We start from the raw sequence: 15,949 nt of genomic DNA, 5'->3' as shown, positions 1-15,949 counted from the left end.
CTATGTCTCCAACAACCCCAGCTGAACAAGCGAAAAAGTTAATTAAAGTGCCAGAAATGCGCCGTATCAAACACATTCATTTTGTGGGGATTGGTGGCGCAGGCATGTGTGGTATTGCGGAAGTGCTGAAAAACCAGGGCTATAAAGTTTCCGGTTCAGATATCAAGACATCCAATACCACCGCACAGCTGGAAGCGAATGGCATTAAAGTCTATATCGGACATACTGCAAATAATATTAAGGGCGCCAACGTGATCGTGGTCTCTACCGCGATTGATAAGGAAAATCCGGAAATTAAAACCGCGATTGAAAACCGTATTCCTGTGGTTCGCCGTGCGGAAATGTTGGGTGAACTGATGCGTTATCGTCATGGTATTGCCGTTGCCGGCACGCATGGCAAGACCACGACCACCAGTCTGATCACCTGTATGCTGGCTGAAGAAAACATGGATCCAACCTATGTGATCGGTGGTTTGCTGAACCGTACTGGGATGAACGCAGCCTTAGGCGCCAGCCGTTATATCGTGGCCGAAGCCGATGAGTCAGATGCTTCTTTCCTGCATCTGGAACCGATGGCTGCCGTGGTGACCAATATTGATGCCGATCATATGGATACCTATGGCGGTAGCTTCGATGTCCTGAAAGATACTTTTATCCAGTTCCTGCAAAAACTGCCATTTTACGGCTTGGCCGTAGTCTGTGGTGATGATGCCAATATCCGTGAAATCATGCCGCGAATTGCACGTCCGTTACTGACTTATGGCTTCAATGAAGACAATGATATCCGCGCAGTAGATGTTGATCAGGATGGTATGCAAACCCACTTTACCGTATTGCGTAAAGAGCGCGAGCCATTGCGTGTAACGGTCAACCAGCCAGGCTTGCATAATGTGCTGAATGCCTTGGCTGCGATTGGTATAGCAACTGATGAAGGCGTGTCTGATGCTTCAATCTGCCGTGCACTGGAAGGTTTTAGTGGTGTGGGTCGCCGCTTTGAAGTTCAGGGTGAGTTTGCGATTGAAGGCGGTGACGTGAAACTGGTGGATGACTATGGTCATCATCCAAAAGAAGTCGAAGCGACGATTAAAGCTGCGCGTCAGAGTCATCCGGACCGTCGTCTGGTAATGATGTTCCAGCCACACCGTTATAGCCGTACCCGTGACTGCTTTGATGATTTTGTGGAAGTACTTTCGACTGTAGACCAGTTATTGTTGCTGGATGTTTATCCTGCTGGCGAAAAACCGATTGTCGGGGCGGACAGCCGTACTTTGGCCCGCAGCATTCGTCTACGTGGTGAAGTCGAGCCAATTCTGGTCGATGCGGCGGACGGCAACCTGAATCAGATCATGAGAAAAGTATTGCAAGCAAATGACTTGTTATTAACCCAGGGCGCAGGTAATGTTGGAGCAATCTCAGTCGAACTTGCGCAAAATCACTTATATATAAAATAGTCATCTTGCGTGACTGAATTGAATTGACCAGATTGAAAAAAGTTTAAGGATATAAACGTGTCAAATGCTTCAAAATTCGGAAAAGTTGCCGTGTTGCTTGGTGGTAAATCTGCAGAGCGTGAGGTTTCTTTAGACAGTGGTACGGCGGTACTTGAGGCATTAGTGCGTTCAGGGGTCAATGCGGAAGCGTTTGATCCGCAGGAGCGTAGTGTCACAGAATTGGTGAATTATGATCGTGCATTCATTGTATTGCATGGTCGTGGCGGGGAAGACGGCCAGATCCAGGGTGTGCTGGAATGGTTAGACGTACCATATACCGGTACGGGCGTACAAGGTTCTGCCATCGGCATGGACAAGGTCAAGACCAAACAGGTCTGGCAGGGCTCGGAATTGCCGACAGCACCATATCGCATTGTCATCAAAGATTCCGATGCGGCTGACATTGTTAATTCTTTAGGTTTGCCTTTGATTATCAAGCCGGTACATGAAGGTTCCAGTATCGGTATGAGCAAGGTCGAAAAAATTGAAGACTTTGCCGAAGCGATTGCCAAGGCAACTGAACACGATGCCGTGGTGATGGCAGAAAAATGGATTACCGGTCGTGAATTCACCATTGTGGTTTTAAATGGTCAGGCACTGCCGGTGATTCGTCTTGAACCGCCTCAAGATGTTGCCTTCTACGACTATGAAGCTAAATATAACCGTAATGATGTGCAATATGGCATCCCGTGTGGTTTAAGCGAAGCTGAAGAGCAGCAGTTAAAAGCCTTGAGTTTACGCGCGTTCCAGGCAGTCGGCGCCAGCGGTTGGGGCCGGATTGATGCCATGCAGGATGAACAGGGCAATTTCTGGCTGCTTGAAGTCAACACCGTGCCGGGTATGACCAGTCATTCTCTGGTGCCAAAAGCGGCAGCTGCAGTCGGATGCAGTTTTGATGAGCTGTGTGTTGCGATTCTGGAACAGACTCTGACCGGTTCGGCACACTAAATATGGCTCAGCTTCCTGTTTCCATGCGCCGTAAACGTGCTGCAATTACCTCGATTCACGACAAGCCGCCGACACCCAAAGAAAAGCTGGCTAATTTTGGTGGTTGGTTATTGTTGTGTATCGCGGTGCTGGTACTGGCCGCTGGAGTATGGGGTTTATATAAAGTCATGACCAATACTGATGTGGCAGAACTGGGCGTGGTAGGTACGCGCTCGGCTGCTGAACAGCGTCAGGTCATGCAATATGTATCACCGATTGTGACCGAAAACTATTTTACTTCGGATCTGGAAGCGATCCGCGACCGTACCCTGGAATTGTCCTGGGTAGACCGGGTCGTGGTTTCTCGAGCCTGGCCAAATGGTATTCGGGTCAGGGTCATGCCGCATCATGCAATTGCACGTTGGGGAACAGGGCGTTTACTAAGTGACAGTGGTGTGATTTTTACGGAAGTCACACCCAAGAATTATCAGGCATTACCGTTGTTACATGGACCGGCGAGCCATGCGGAAACCATGATGCGTCGTTATAATGAAATTAATCAGTTATTTTTACCACAAGGCATTCGTCTAAAAGAATTATACCTCACCGAGCGAATGACCTGGTTTATGCAGTTTGATTCGGGTTTAAGAATAATTGTGGATAAAGATCAGACCATGAGCAAATTACAGCGTTTAAGTCAGCTATCCCAGCGTGATTTGAAGCCGGTCTGGTCTAAAATCTCGGCTATCGACCTGCGTTATCGCAATGGATTGTCGATACAGTGGAAAAATTCAATTCCGCCTAAAATTGTAAATGGACATTTTATTGTAACCATTAATGACATGGGCGTTGAGAATAATGTAACAGTAAAGCCATAATGACCGGCTTTAAAAAATAGAGGCGTTTAAAGCCATAAATCTAACAAACACGTAATGGTAGTAGTGAATAATGAGTGAAGCTGTTCCCTCGGTTGTGGCGATTGACATTGGGACACACAAAGTTTCAGTTTTGATTGGCAAGGTACACGCGCCAGACAATATCCAAGTGATTGGTATGGCCACCGCTCGTAACCGAGGCATGAGTAAAGGGAAAATTGTCAGTCTCGATAAAGTTATTACTGCAATTAAAAATGCCGTTCAAGAAGCAGAAGATATGGCAGAATGTCGAGTACATTCTGCTTGGGTTTCTATTCCAAGTGCCGAATTAAAAAGCTTTTATGCATCGGGGCGTACCTCGATCGATAATAGCGAACATGCGATTACCACCAGCGAAGTGGTACGTGCACTGGAATTGGCTAAAGCTAGTCATTTGACTTCAGATCATTATCTGGTCAGTGCTGTGCCTCTGGGCTTTGAGCTAGATGATTCACCGGAATGGGTGCTGAATCCGATTCGGATGTCGGCACATAGCATGACCGGACATTATCATCTGATGATGCTGCCGATCAGTACCATGCAGAATATTGACCGTGCCCTGAAGGGGGCCAATATCGGCGTAGAAAAAATGGTGGTGTCGAGTCTGGCCACCGCTGAAGCCAGCCTGCTCAAAGATGAAAAAGAATATGGCGTATGTCTGGTAGATATTGGTGCCGGCACGACCAACGTTGCAGTGTATGTAGATGGCCGTCTGGCCTTAACCCATACTTTCCAGCGTGGCGGTGAACATGTAACCCGTGATATTGCAGCAGTATTGCAAACCACAACTGAAGAAGCTGAACGTCTGAAATTGCTGTACGGCTGTGTTGACCTGAAAGTGGTCAAGCCTGACCATATGATTCAGTTCCAGGGCATTGATGGACCACAGACCATCAGCCGGATCGAGCTGACTGAAATCATTATGGCGCGTTATGAAGAAATTCTCGGACTGGTGCGTGATGAGCTGGTGAAAAACGGTGCTCTCCAAGGCTTATATCATGGGGTAGTACTGACCGGAGATGCCAGTCATATTGAAGGAATGGTGAGTTTTGTCCGCCGTACCATGGGAGTCTCGGCGCATTTAGGTAATCCGCCGACTCAGGTGTATGCGGATGAACCTCATCAGGCCGCTTTGCGTCGTTCGCAATATAGTACTGTGGCTGGTTTGTTGATGTTTAGTCAGAGTGATACCCAGGACACGATAGTGGAACAGGATGATGTAGAACGGTTGTCATTGGCTCAGCGGGTTAAAAGAGCCTGGTCTGGCTTTAACGACACCCTGAAATCCATCTTTTAAGTCGATTTTTATTGTGAATATTGTTGAGAAGATGTAGTTAATCGGGCTTGTACTTGACAAGTGAACGCATGAGCAGCATTCTTAAAAACAATTTTATCAAGATTAAGGCAGTATACGGGCTTAGTGACTGCCAATTATGAATTAGGAATTTTATAGGTCATGGCCTCATTTGAATTTTTCGAAGACGATCATAGCGATAGCAATGGTCAAGCCCGTTTCACTGTATTTGGTGTAGGTGGTGCGGGTGGTAATGCTGTACAGCATATGTTGCAGTCCGATATTCAGGGTGTAAAGTTTGTTTGTGCCAATACGGACAAGCAGGCACTGGATCGCATGGAAGCTGAATTTAAAATTCAGCTGGGCGAGCAGAGTACCCGTGGTCTGGGTGCCGGTGCAAATCCGCAAGTGGGCCAGACTGCAGCGGAAGAAAGCCGTGAACTGATCCGTCAGCAGCTTGAAGGCACAGATATGGTATTTGTGACTGCAGGTATGGGGGGTGGTACCGGTACCGGTGCTGCGCCAGTCGTAGCTGAAATTGCCAAAGAAATGGGTATCCTGACTGTAGGTGTGGTAACGACGCCTTTCAACTTCGAAGGAAAACGTCGTTTACAGTCTGCTGAAAAAGGTATCGAAGCCCTTGAGCAGCATGTGGACTCGTTGATCATCATTCCAAACCAGCGGTTATTGAAAGTCTTTCGTGATATTTCAATGAAAGATGCATATAAAAAAGCGGATGATGTGCTACTGAATGCTGTACGCAGTATTTTTGATTTAGTGGTACGTCCAGGTCATATCAACCTTGACTTTGCTGACTTGAAAACCGCCATGAGCACACGTGGTTATGCCATGATGGGTGTTGGTTTGGGTCGTGGTGAAAACCGTGCCCGTCAGGCAGCTGAACAGGCGATCCGTAGTCCATTGCTCGATAACGTAACCATCATGAATGCCAAAGGTATTCTGATCAATGTAACCGGTGGCGATGATGTGACTTTTGGTGAAATTGAAGAAATCACTGATGTTGTCAATCAGATTGTCGATTTAGATGAAGGTCAGGTGTTCTACGGTACCGTTTTTGATCCGGATGCACGTGATGAAATCAGTGTGACCGTGATTGCAACAGGTCTCACCCGTCATGCAGCCGATTCAGTTGAGCCGACCAAACGTACCAATGTACAGGCAACTCGTCCAGCTGCTACACAGGCAGTGGTTGAAGATGACGATGTGCCGGCAATTCAGCGTCAGCAGCATGAAACAGGAGCAGCAGCGAACCCGGCAGCAGCATCAGTTTCTAGCCCGCGGCCAACGCCAATGAGCATTCAGGATTATCTTAAGAATCAACAACGTAAATAACATGTAACATGATGTGTTTACTTGGATTACACAGTAAAGGTGGCTTAAAAGCCACCTTTTTGTTTTTTATCAATGGCCAAATATGCTAACGTATAGCGGTTTTATAGATGAACAGATGATAAAAGCATGTTGAAACAACGCACCCTGAAACGTATCGTGAAAGCGAGCGGAATCGGTCTTCACAGTGGGCAGAAAGTCATGATTAACTTTGTGCCGCACCATGCCGATGGGGGAATTGTGTTTCGTCGTATAGACCTGAACCCACCAGTGGACATTCCGGCTGATGCCATGCTGATTCAGGAAGCCTTTATGTGCTCGAATCTGGTTCAGGAAAATGCCAAAGTGGGTACGATTGAGCATGTCATGAGTGCGATTGCCGGTTTGGGAATTGATAATCTGATAATTGAAGTCTCTGCCTCTGAAGTACCGATTATGGATGGCAGTGCAGGTCCGTTTATTTACCTGTTAATGCAAGGTGGATTACAAGAGCTGGATGCTGCCAAAAAATTCGTCAAGATTATTAAACCGGTTGAAGCACTGATTGATGACAAGCGTGCCGTTTTTAGCCCCCATCAAGGCTTCCAGCTTAATTTCACCATCGATTTTGATCATCCTGCCTTTAAAAAAGAACATCAGTCCGCCAGCATCGATTTTTCTACTGAAACTTTTGTTTATGAAGTCAGTGAAGCACGTACCTTTGGTTTTATGAAAGATCTGGATTATCTCAAAGCCAATAATCTGGCGTTGGGAGCCAGTCTGGAAAATGCGATTGGAGTGGATGAAACCGGGGTCGTTAATGAAGAAGGCTTGCGTTTCTCGGACGAATTTGTACGGCATAAAATTCTGGATGCCGTCGGTGATTTATATCTGCTCGGACATCAGATTATTGCCAAATTTGACGGTTATAAATCTGGACATGCCTTGAATAATCAACTTTTACGCAATGTGAAAAGTGATCCAAGCTGCTATGAAATTGTAACATTTGATGACGAGTCTAATTGTCCAATCATGTATGTGAATGTGACATAAGTCATTGTGTTTGTGCCTTTATGTTTTTATTACTGCGTTAATACTGTGATACAGGTCACATAATGGTTACTTTTTAATTTATTACATTTGATTGCTATGTTACTTTTTATTGCTTGCCAAACGTAGTAAAGCTTGGCTAAGCTTAGGGTCGCTTATAAAGTCAGCCGCACTACGAAGTAATTCCTGTGTTTCTGCATTTAAGGCCCTTTCAGGTGTTACTGGAGCAGGGGGTATTTGCGAAGGATTCCGCAAGCAAACTTGAATTTTAGTGAGATCTGTTAATTCATTTATTTGAGAGAGTTGTGAGATGTATTGCTTTTGAAGATAGGCCAGTTGACTGATCATGGCCTGGTTTTCACCAGTAATCGTTAACACACCATTTTGATAGCAAACAACTTGCCAGCGTTCCGGTTGGGGCAACAGCGGTTGTACGAGTTTCGTAAGTTTCTGCCAAGCGGCAACTTGTGATGAGAGAAACGAAAAGTTTCCTGTTTTTATCTGCTTTCTTGTTTGTTGAAAAACGTTGACAGGTTCAGACATACATTGTTCCTACATATTTATGTCTTAATCTTATGCGCTTCTTTTAGTGGATATCAAGGATAGAGATCTTCAAGAAACTCGATTAAAGCAGTTTAGAGAGGTTTTTTATGCATATGCGACGTATTTTGTTGGCATTTTCTTTGTCGGCTTCAGCTGCCTCGGTAGCGTTTGCAGATTTAGTCAATCTAAATCAAGAAAATGGTTCAACAGATCGTATCGAGCAATTGACACGGACTTTGGCACAGGGTGCATATACTCATCCAGATGATATCGATATCCCAGCGCAAACCAAATTAAATGTTCAACTGCGTGAGAAACCTGTTGAGCTTAACAATCGAACACTTGCTCAGAAGTATGCCAGTACTTCCTCTAACAAAGCGGCAGCAAACAGCACTTACTCTTGGTTGATTTCCCATCCTTTACCTAATTCTCGCATAAGTTCAAGTTACGGCGGGCGTACCATGGGTGGCCGTGCTGAAAATCATTCAGGCCTTGATCTCGCTGCACCAAGCGGTACACCGATCTATGCTACTGGTCCCGGTATTGTGACCAAGTCAGGTTGGGGTACAGGTTATGGCCAATATGTTGAAATCAATCATGGCAACGGCTATTTAACACGTTATGCTCATGCTTCACGACTTATTACACGTGTGGGAGAACAGGTGCAAGCGGGTGATCATATTGCCAATGTAGGCTGTACTGGTCGCTGTACCGGTCCACACTTACATTATGAAGTAGTAAAAGACGGTCAACGTAAAAACCCATCGACTTATTTGGCCATGTTACCTTAAATATAGTCTGGGATAGCGAGATATATCTCTATACATAAATAATCTCCATTAAGCAGTTTTAAACACTTAATCTGAAAGCTCTTCAAATCAAATTGAGGGGCTTTTTATTTAATCGCTTTTAAATATCATATTATCACCAACTATTATAATGATTGTATAATAAATCGCCTTTATTGGCTGTTTTTTGTTATGTAGTGTAATTATACGTCACCAATCATTTAGTTCCTAAATAGTACTGCCAAATCGCATTCAGCTAGGGCCATACCAGCTGAGGTCTCAAATATGGTACATATAGGCTATTAGATTAGGCTTTTAGGAACTGTAGATTATGGCGTTTTATGGTGATACAGACGCGCAAGAAACCCAGGAATGGCAAGATGCATTTGATTCGGTTTTGCAGCATATGGGCACTGAGCGTGCAGCATTTTTATTAGAAAAACTTTATCAACGCGCAATCGCAAAGCATGTTCCTATTCAGCGTTTAAATACTCCCTACTTAAATACGATTTCTGTTGAAGAACAACCTGCCATGCCGGGTGATCAGGATATGGAGCGTCGTATTCGTGCGCTGATCCGCTGGAATGCTCTGGCAATGGTATTGCGTGCGAATAAAACTGGTGATGACCTCGGTGGTCACCTGGCGAGCTTTGCTTCTTCTGCGACCCTTTACGATGTCGGCTTTAACCACTTTTTCCGGGCCAACAGTGACCATTTTGGCGGTGACATGATCTATTACCAGGGCCATTGTGCACCGGGTATTTACGCGCGTTCATTTTTGGAAGGCCGACTGACCGAAGAGCATCTGAATAATTTCCGTCGAGAAGTCGGCGGTAAAGGTCTGCCATCTTATCCGCATCCTTATCTGATGCCGGACTACTGGCAGTTCCCGACGGTATCGATGGGTCTAGGTCCCATCATGTCAATTTATCAGGCGCATATTCAAAAGTACCTGATGAACCGTGGCCTGATCAAAGAAGAAGACCGTAAAGTCTGGGCTTATCTGGGCGATGGCGAGATGGATGAGCCGGAAAGCCTGGGTGCAATTTCTCTGGCCGGTCGTGAAAAGCTCGATAACCTGATCTGGGTGGTGAACTGTAACTTGCAACGTCTGGATGGTCCGGTACGTGGGAATGGCAAGATCATTCAGGAGCTTGAGTCGCTATTCCGCGGTGCAGGCTGGCGTGTAATTAAAGTCGTGTGGGGCCGTCACTGGGATCCATTACTAGCGAAAGATAAATCTGGTGCACTGAAAGCAGTAATGGAAGAAGCGGTGGATGGCGATTTCCAGCGCTACCAGGTAAAAGGTGGTGCTTATGCACGCGAAAAGTTCTTTGGTAAATATCCAGAAGCCAAAGAGCTGGTGAAAGATTTAAGTGATGAAGATATTGATAATCTGAACCGCGGTGGTCACGATCCGTACAAAGTCTTTGCGGCTTATGCCGAAGCTTGTACTGCCAAAGGTCAGCCGACGGTGATCCTGGCGAAAACCGTGAAAGGTTATGGCTTGTCGGAAGAAATCGAAGCAGTTAACAAAACGCATCAAATCAAGAAGATGCAAATTAATTCTTTGAAATATGTGCGCGACCGTTTCAATCTTCCTTTCACTGATGAACAGCTGGAAGAAGTGCCGTTCTATCGTCCAAGTGAAAACTCTCCTGAAATCAAATATATGAAGGCTCGTCGTGAAGCGCTGGGTGGTTATCTGCCTGCACGTCGCAAGGACAGCGAGCAGCTGGCAATTCCTGAGCTGTCTGTATTTGATTCGGTCCTAGCGGGTTCGAACGGCAAAGAACAGTCGACCACGATGGTGATGGTACGTTTAATCTCGGCACTTCTTAAAGAGAAAGCGATTAAAGATCGTGTTGTGCCAATCGTGCCTGATGAAGCACGTACTTTCGGTCTGGAGGGCATGTTCCGCCAGCTGGGTATTTATGCCGCGCATGGCCAGAAATATACCCCGGAAGACCAAGAACAGCTGATGCATTACCGTGAAGCCAAAGACGGTCACATGTTGCAAGAAGGGATTAACGAAGCCGGCGCCATGAGTGCATGGGCGGCATTAGGCACCAGTTATTCAACCAATAACCTGCCAATGATTCCGATGTACATGTACTACTCGATGTTTGGTTTCCAGCGTATCGGTGATATTGCATGGGCTGCAGGTGATGCACAGGCACAAGGTTTCTTGCTGGGCGCAACCGCAGGCCGTACCACACTGAACGGTGAAGGCTTGCAGCATCAGGATGGTCATTCACACATCCTGGCCAGTACCATTCCAAACTGTGTCGCTTATGACCCATGTTTCGGTTATGAGTTGGCAGTGATCGTGCATGACGGTTTACGACGTATGTATGTGAATCAGGAACGTGTGTTCTATTACCTGACCGTAATGAACGAAAACTACGAGCATCCTGAAATGCCAAAAGGTGTTGAAGAAGGTATCAAGCGCGGTATGTACCTGCTTGAAGAAGACGAGAAAGCTACCGTTCAGTTACTGGGCTCAGGTGTGATTCTGCGTGAAGTGATCAAGGCAGCGAAGATCCTGCGTGAGGAATACCAGATCCACTCGAATGTCTACAGTGTGACCAGCTTCAATGAACTGGCACGTGACGGCATGGCATGTGAAGAATACAACCGCTTGCATCCGCTGGCTGAAGACGTGAAAGAAGCATGGGTATCGAAACAGCTCCGTGGTACTGAAGGTATTGTGGTATCTGCAACCGATCACATGCGTGCCTATAGCGAACAGATTCGTGCTTATCTTCCGGATAACCGTCCATTCGTAGCACTGGGTACTGACGGTTATGGCCGTTCAGATACACGTGGCAACTTGCGCAGCTACTTTGGTGTTGATGCTGCACATATTGTAGTGGCCACCCTGAAAAAACTGGCTGATGAAGGTGAAGTTGATCCGCGTCTGGTTAAAGATGCGATCTCGACTTTCGAGCTTGATACCGATCGTCCAGTGGCTTGGGCACCGCAAGAAACTCCATCAGTACATGCTGTTGCTGACTACAAAGAGGAGAACTAAGCATGCAAATTACGACTCCCGATATTGGTGTAGATAAGGCAACAGTGGCCGAAATTCTGGTCAAAGTCGGTGATACGATTGCGGTCGATGACAGCATCGTATTGCTTGAATCTGATAAAGCCTCTGTTGAAGTGCCTAGCACTTCCGCCGGTGTGGTGAAAAGCATTCTGGTCAGCCAGGGTGATGAAGTGGCTGAAGGCGCGGTACTGATTGAACTGCAAGCTGAAGACGGTAGCACTGATGTGGTCGAGCCACAGCAAGCAGATGCATCACAAAAAACTTCAGAAAATACGCCAACCGCATTGCCTGATCAGGAAATCATGCAGGAAATCGCTTCACATCAACCCAAAGCTTCTGCTGCTCCTGAAGCGCAAGCAGGCTCAAAAGTGGTCGATGTGCAAGTGCCTGATATTGGTGTAGAGAAAGCCACAGTGGGTGAAATCCTGGTCGCTGTCGGTGATGAAATTGAGGTAGATCAAAGCATCGTGGTGGTAGAATCAGACAAGGCGACTGTTGAGGTGCCAAGTACGGTTTCAGGCATGGTGGAATCCATCGAGATTAAAGACGGCGACACGATCAAAGAAGGTGTAGTCATTCTGAAAGTGAAAACGGCTGTTTCGGCAGCGCAAGCACCGACAGAAGCACCTCAAGCACCAGTTGCTCAAGCGGCGACCCAAGAGAAAGCAGTCGAAGCACCACAAACGCCAGCAGTACCTGCGGGGGATATTGAAATTGCCGTGCCTGACCTGGGTGTAGACAAGGCGGCTGTGGCTGAAATTCTGGTTCAGGTCGGAGATACGGTTGAAAAAGACCAGAGCATCATCGTGGTTGAATCAGACAAGGCGACTGTTGAAGTACCAAGTACTGCGGCCGGGGTGATTAAAGCCATTCATGTTGAACTGGGTCAAAATGTCTCTCAAGGTATTGCACTGGTGACAATCGAAGCTGAAGCGCAAGCAGAAGCTGCTCCTGTTGCAGCCAAGGCAGAAGTAGCAAAAGCAGCAGAAGAATCAAAAGTGCCTGCTACAAAAGCAGCACCGACACCTGCGGCATCTTCTAATCAGGCAGTCGCGACGTCGGATAATGTCGACAAGCTGACCAAAGAGCAGAATGCGGCCAACTCGAAAGTCTATGCCGGTCCTGCTGTGCGTAAACTGGCTCGGGAGCTTGGCGTCGTGCTGGCAGATGTCAAGGCCTCTGGTCCACATGCGCGCGTCATGAAAGAAGACCTGAAAGCCTATGTCAAATCGCGTCTTACTGCGCCGCAGGCGGCTCCTGTCGCCGCTGCTGCCCAAGTCGCAGGACTGCCAAAACTGCCAGACTTTAGCGTTTTTGGTGGAGTGGAAGAGAAAACCTTGACGCGTTTGCAACAAGTGTCCATTCCACAGTTGTCGCTGAATAATTTCATTCCGCAAGTGACCCAGTTTGATGCAGCAGATATTACGGAACTGGAAGCATGGCGTAATGAACTGAAAGGCAACTTCAAGAAAGACGGCATTGGTCTGACCATTATGGCGTTCATCATCAAAGCAGTTGCGCACTTGTTAAAAGAAGAGCGAGAGTTTGCCGGTCACTTGGCTGATGATGGCAAGTCAGTATTGTTACGTAACGAGATCCATATGGGTATCGCGGTCGCAACGCCAGATGGTTTGACCGTGCCTGTGCTGCGTCATCCAGATCAGAAGTCAATTAAACAGATTGCAGTTGAGCTGGGAGAACTAAGCCAGAAAGCGCGTGACAAGAAATTGTCACCGAAAGATCTGCAAGGCGCGAACTTCACTATTACTAGCCTGGGTTCAATTGGTGGTACGGCATTTACACCGTTGGTCAACTGGCCACAAGTGGCGATTCTGGGTATTTCACCTGCAACAATGCAACCGGTCTGGAATGGTGAAGGTTTTGATCCACGCTTGATGCTGCCGCTTTCATTGTCATACGATCACCGTGTGATCAATGGTGCAGATGCTGCTCGTTTCACCAACAAGCTGACCAAGCTGCTTAAAGATATTCGTACTTTGCTCATCTAAAACCTTATCTCTAGGCCTTTGTTTTTCTCTCTGAGAGAAAGACAAAGAGGATATAAAAAACCCTGCTTCGGCAGGGTTTTTTGCTGCTGCATTGAAAAATAATCTATTTGATTATATACTTGGCGCACTTCATTGGGGAGTAGCCGCCTTTTGCGCAAAGCAGAAGGGTGATGGTCAACATATTTGCTCAACCGGGCATGGTCATCATAGCAAAGAACCAAGTCAGCTTTTCCAAGCTTTCTTTTGTTGGCAAGACCTTTGATTTACCACTCTGCAGATTTTGGCTAGCAGGAGCGGTGAGTCATTGGTATTGGATGCTAGCCAGAGAAAAACCTCATGTATGAATTCCTACTGTCGACTGCAATCGTAGCACTGGCTGAAATGGGTGATAAAACCCAATTGCTGGCATTGCTGCTTGCCGCACGCTTTCGCAAACCTGTTCCTATTTTAGTTGCCATTTTATTGGCGACGGTGATTAACCACGGTCTTTCTGCGGTATTGGGACAATGGGTCACTACAGTGATTGGGCCAGAGGTACTAATGTGGATCGTTTCGCTTGGCTTTATCGCGATGGCTATCTGGATGCTGATTCCGGATGAACTCGGGGATGAAAATGCCAGCATCAATAAATGGCAAAAATTCGGGGTATTTGGTGCGACCTTTATTCTGTTCTTTCTGGCAGAAATTGGCGATAAAACCCAGATTGCCACAGTTGCACTGGCGGCACGTTTCGACAGCGTATTCTGGGTCATGCTTGGGACCACTTTGGGTATGATGCTGGCCAATGCACCTGCGGTCTTTTTAGGTGATAAACTCGCCAACAGATTGCCAATCAGCCTGATTCATAAAATTGGTGCGGCGATTTTCCTGGTGATTGGTGTGGCAACCCTGGTTCAACATTATTTCTTTTAAAGAATAAAATAATATTTATGTGAATCCTGAGCTAAAAACTCAGGATTTTTTATGATTAAAATGCTATCGAAATGTTGATAAATAGCGTGATATGGTCAGTTCTATTGATTGTAAGTTTGATTAATTCCATATATTTTATACGGGTATAAAAGTGTCATTTTTATTATAAATTGGGGAATTTACATGGCTTTTGAACGCACCACATCGCAGGTTCTGTTTGATAACGGGACGCATAAATGCATCAGCTTTACCAGCCTGGTTAAAGGTGAAGGCGTTCAGGCAAACCAGTTTCTGATCATTGATCATGAACGTGCTGCAGTGCTCGATCCGGGGGGGGATTTAACCTATGTGCCGCTGACCATGGAACTGAATAAATACACCCGTTTGACCAATCTGGATTATGTCATGGCCTCGCATCAGGATCCGGATATTATTACCTCGATGCCACGCTGGCTGGTCTATACGGATGCCAAAGTCGTCGCATCCAAGCTCTGGGCACGTTTCTTGCCTCACTTAAACTCTGCTTTTATGAGTGACCGGATGAAAGGTAACTGGCTGGACCGCCTGGTAGAGCTTCCTGATCACGGTCAGATCGTTCCGCTCGGTCAATCTCATATTGTGGCAGTACCGGCGCATTTCCTGCATTCGGTTGGGAACTTCCAGTTTTATGATCCGGTTGCCAAAATCCTGTTTTCCGGTGATATGGGCGCGTCCATGGTTGAAGATGCCGCAAAGCCACTGGAAAACTTTGCCGCGCATATTCCGAAAATGAAAAGTTTCCATCAGCGCTATATGTGCAATAACAAGGTCATTCGTCTCTGGGTGCAAATGGTGCGCGGCATGGAGATCGAGATGATCGTGCCGCAGCATGGTACGCCATTTATCGGCAAAGAACAGATTACCCAGTTTCTCGACTGGATTGAAACGCTGCAATGTGGTACCGATCTGATGGATGAAACGGTTTTTACCTGTCCTGAATAGTTCATCCAAAAGATAAAATTTTTCTTGTATGGAAAAACAACATTTTTTATATTTCTTCTTCAAAAAATTTTTTTGATGACGAGAACTTATAAGAAATGTTGTCTCAAATTCCAACACCGGATGCGTGTTTAAGCTGTGGGGCGTGCTGCGCCTATTTCAGGGTTTCTTTTTATTGGGCCGAAGGAATTCATATGCCTGAGCACTATACTGAACCTGTTAATGCAGTTTATTCATGTATGGCTGGAACCAATCAAAAAAATCCACGCTGTATCGCACTGGATGGCACCATCGGCCAGCAGGTCAGCTGCGGTATGTATGAGCTGCGCAGTTCATCCTGCAAAGAAGTGCAGATTGCCGATCAGCAATGCAACAAGGCACGTGTGGCACACAATATGTTGTCCTTTGTTCAGATTGAAACTGATGAAGCCGAGAATGATGACAGTTTTGAATATGTCAGTTAAATCCATCCAAAGCAGAGCTTAGGCTCTGCTTTTTACAGTAGTCTTGAAGGATCAGGGTATATATTAAGTTAGGAAACTTGATTATTAAGCATAAGGGACTGCCCCAGAACACAAATCGCTCTGCTGGTACAACGCTTGAAGAAAAAATAATTTTGCAATTGCAATGAAATTTAAGCCGATATTTGTTTATAATAGTGCA

13 protein-coding genes and 1 riboswitch are annotated in these 15,949 nt (G+C 46.3%); of the genes, 12 read left to right on the top strand and 1 reads right to left on the bottom strand.

Annotated elements, in window-relative coordinates; translation table 11 throughout:
* Positions 1 to 2: 2 nt before the first annotated feature.
* From murC to lpxC, 6 genes are all read left to right on the top strand, one after another.
* Positions 3 to 1,451, top strand: coding sequence for a UDP-N-acetylmuramate--L-alanine ligase (gene murC / locus VXQ92_RS10540; protein WP_064095069.1), 1,449 nt, complete (start codon positions 3 to 5; stop codon positions 1,449 to 1,451).
* A 57-nt stretch (positions 1,452 to 1,508) separates the two neighbouring features.
* Positions 1,509 to 2,438 carry a D-alanine--D-alanine ligase gene (locus VXQ92_RS10535; protein ID WP_416681466.1) on the top strand — a complete coding sequence of 310 codons (930 nt, stop codon included), beginning with the start codon at positions 1,509 to 1,511 and terminating at the stop codon, positions 2,436 to 2,438.
* A gap of 2 nt (positions 2,439 to 2,440) precedes the next feature.
* On the top strand, positions 2,441 to 3,295 hold the full coding sequence (locus VXQ92_RS10530; protein ID WP_416681464.1) for a cell division protein FtsQ/DivIB: 855 nt from the start codon (positions 2,441 to 2,443) through the stop codon (positions 3,293 to 3,295).
* A 70-nt stretch (positions 3,296 to 3,365) separates the two neighbouring features.
* Positions 3,366 to 4,628, top strand: a complete 1,263-nt coding sequence (gene ftsA / locus VXQ92_RS10525) for a cell division protein FtsA (protein WP_064095066.1) — start codon at positions 3,366 to 3,368, stop codon at positions 4,626 to 4,628.
* A 159-nt stretch (positions 4,629 to 4,787) separates the two neighbouring features.
* Entirely contained in the window at positions 4,788 to 5,978 is a 1,191-nt protein-coding gene (gene ftsZ, locus VXQ92_RS10520) for a cell division protein FtsZ (RefSeq protein ID WP_416681460.1), read from the top strand.
* A gap of 126 nt (positions 5,979 to 6,104) precedes the next feature.
* Complete coding sequence (gene lpxC / locus VXQ92_RS10515) at positions 6,105 to 7,007, top strand: UDP-3-O-acyl-N-acetylglucosamine deacetylase (RefSeq protein ID WP_064095064.1); 903 nt, start codon at positions 6,105 to 6,107, stop codon at positions 7,005 to 7,007.
* A 99-nt stretch (positions 7,008 to 7,106) separates the two neighbouring features.
* Here the strand turns inward: lpxC and VXQ92_RS10510 are convergent, their stop codons facing one another.
* The gene (locus tag VXQ92_RS10510) at positions 7,107 to 7,547 is read right to left on the bottom strand and encodes a DciA family protein (RefSeq protein WP_416681457.1); all 441 of its coding nucleotides are present in this window, start codon (positions 7,545 to 7,547) and stop codon (positions 7,107 to 7,109) included.
* 107 nt (positions 7,548 to 7,654) lie between these two features.
* On the opposite strand from VXQ92_RS10510, the gene VXQ92_RS10505 reads away from it, so the two are divergent.
* The 6 genes from VXQ92_RS10505 to VXQ92_RS10480 all read left to right on the top strand — a co-directional run bounded on the left by VXQ92_RS10505 (position 7,655) and on the right by VXQ92_RS10480 (position 15,750).
* Complete coding sequence (locus VXQ92_RS10505) at positions 7,655 to 8,338, top strand: M23 family metallopeptidase (protein WP_416681454.1); 684 nt, start codon at positions 7,655 to 7,657, stop codon at positions 8,336 to 8,338.
* A gap of 328 nt (positions 8,339 to 8,666) precedes the next feature.
* A complete protein-coding gene (gene aceE / locus VXQ92_RS10500) occupies positions 8,667 to 11,369 on the top strand; it encodes a pyruvate dehydrogenase (acetyl-transferring), homodimeric type (RefSeq protein ID WP_064095061.1) in 2,703 nt (900 codons plus the stop codon).
* A 2-nt stretch (positions 11,370 to 11,371) separates the two neighbouring features.
* Complete coding sequence (locus tag VXQ92_RS10495) at positions 11,372 to 13,396, top strand: 2-oxo acid dehydrogenase subunit E2 (RefSeq protein ID WP_416681450.1); 2,025 nt, start codon at positions 11,372 to 11,374, stop codon at positions 13,394 to 13,396.
* A 122-nt stretch (positions 13,397 to 13,518) separates the two neighbouring features.
* Positions 13,519 to 13,659, top strand: a riboswitch (yybP-ykoY riboswitch).
* Positions 13,660 to 13,732: 73 nt separating this feature from the next.
* A complete protein-coding gene (locus tag VXQ92_RS10490) occupies positions 13,733 to 14,308 on the top strand; it encodes a TMEM165/GDT1 family protein (protein WP_064095059.1) in 576 nt (191 codons plus the stop codon).
* Positions 14,309 to 14,491: 183 nt separating this feature from the next.
* A complete protein-coding gene (locus VXQ92_RS10485) occupies positions 14,492 to 15,289 on the top strand; it encodes an MBL fold metallo-hydrolase (protein ID WP_064102608.1) in 798 nt (265 codons plus the stop codon).
* A gap of 95 nt (positions 15,290 to 15,384) precedes the next feature.
* On the top strand, positions 15,385 to 15,750 hold the full coding sequence (locus VXQ92_RS10480; RefSeq protein ID WP_416681446.1) for a YkgJ family cysteine cluster protein: 366 nt from the start codon (positions 15,385 to 15,387) through the stop codon (positions 15,748 to 15,750).
* Positions 15,751 to 15,949: the final 199 nt, after the last annotated feature.

It is taken from the genome of Acinetobacter sp. 228, from assembly GCF_048147885.1.
The sequence above is the reverse complement of the archived record's forward strand: the minus strand, read 5'-3'. Positions and strand labels throughout refer to the sequence as shown.

Coding starts and splice junctions, on each gene's coding strand:
- lpxC (WP_064095064.1), top strand. CDS start 6,105: ATGTTGAAACAACGCACCCTGAAACGTATCGTGAAAGCGAGCGGAATC.
- VXQ92_RS10485 (WP_064102608.1), top strand. CDS start 14,492: ATGGCTTTTGAACGCACCACATCGCAGGTTCTGTTTGATAACGGGACG.
- VXQ92_RS10495 (WP_416681450.1), top strand. CDS start 11,372: ATGCAAATTACGACTCCCGATATTGGTGTAGATAAGGCAACAGTGGCC.
- VXQ92_RS10510 (WP_416681457.1), bottom strand. CDS start 7,547: ATGTCTGAACCTGTCAACGTTTTTCAACAAACAAGAAAGCAGATAAAA.
- VXQ92_RS10480 (WP_416681446.1), top strand. CDS start 15,385: ATGTTGTCTCAAATTCCAACACCGGATGCGTGTTTAAGCTGTGGGGCG.
- VXQ92_RS10505 (WP_416681454.1), top strand. CDS start 7,655: ATGCATATGCGACGTATTTTGTTGGCATTTTCTTTGTCGGCTTCAGCT.
- murC (WP_064095069.1), top strand. CDS start 3: ATGTCTCCAACAACCCCAGCTGAACAAGCGAAAAAGTTAATTAAAGTG.
- ftsA (WP_064095066.1), top strand. CDS start 3,366: ATGAGTGAAGCTGTTCCCTCGGTTGTGGCGATTGACATTGGGACACAC.
- aceE (WP_064095061.1), top strand. CDS start 8,667: ATGGCGTTTTATGGTGATACAGACGCGCAAGAAACCCAGGAATGGCAA.
- ftsZ (WP_416681460.1), top strand. CDS start 4,788: ATGGCCTCATTTGAATTTTTCGAAGACGATCATAGCGATAGCAATGGT.
- VXQ92_RS10530 (WP_416681464.1), top strand. CDS start 2,441: ATGGCTCAGCTTCCTGTTTCCATGCGCCGTAAACGTGCTGCAATTACC.
- VXQ92_RS10490 (WP_064095059.1), top strand. CDS start 13,733: ATGTATGAATTCCTACTGTCGACTGCAATCGTAGCACTGGCTGAAATG.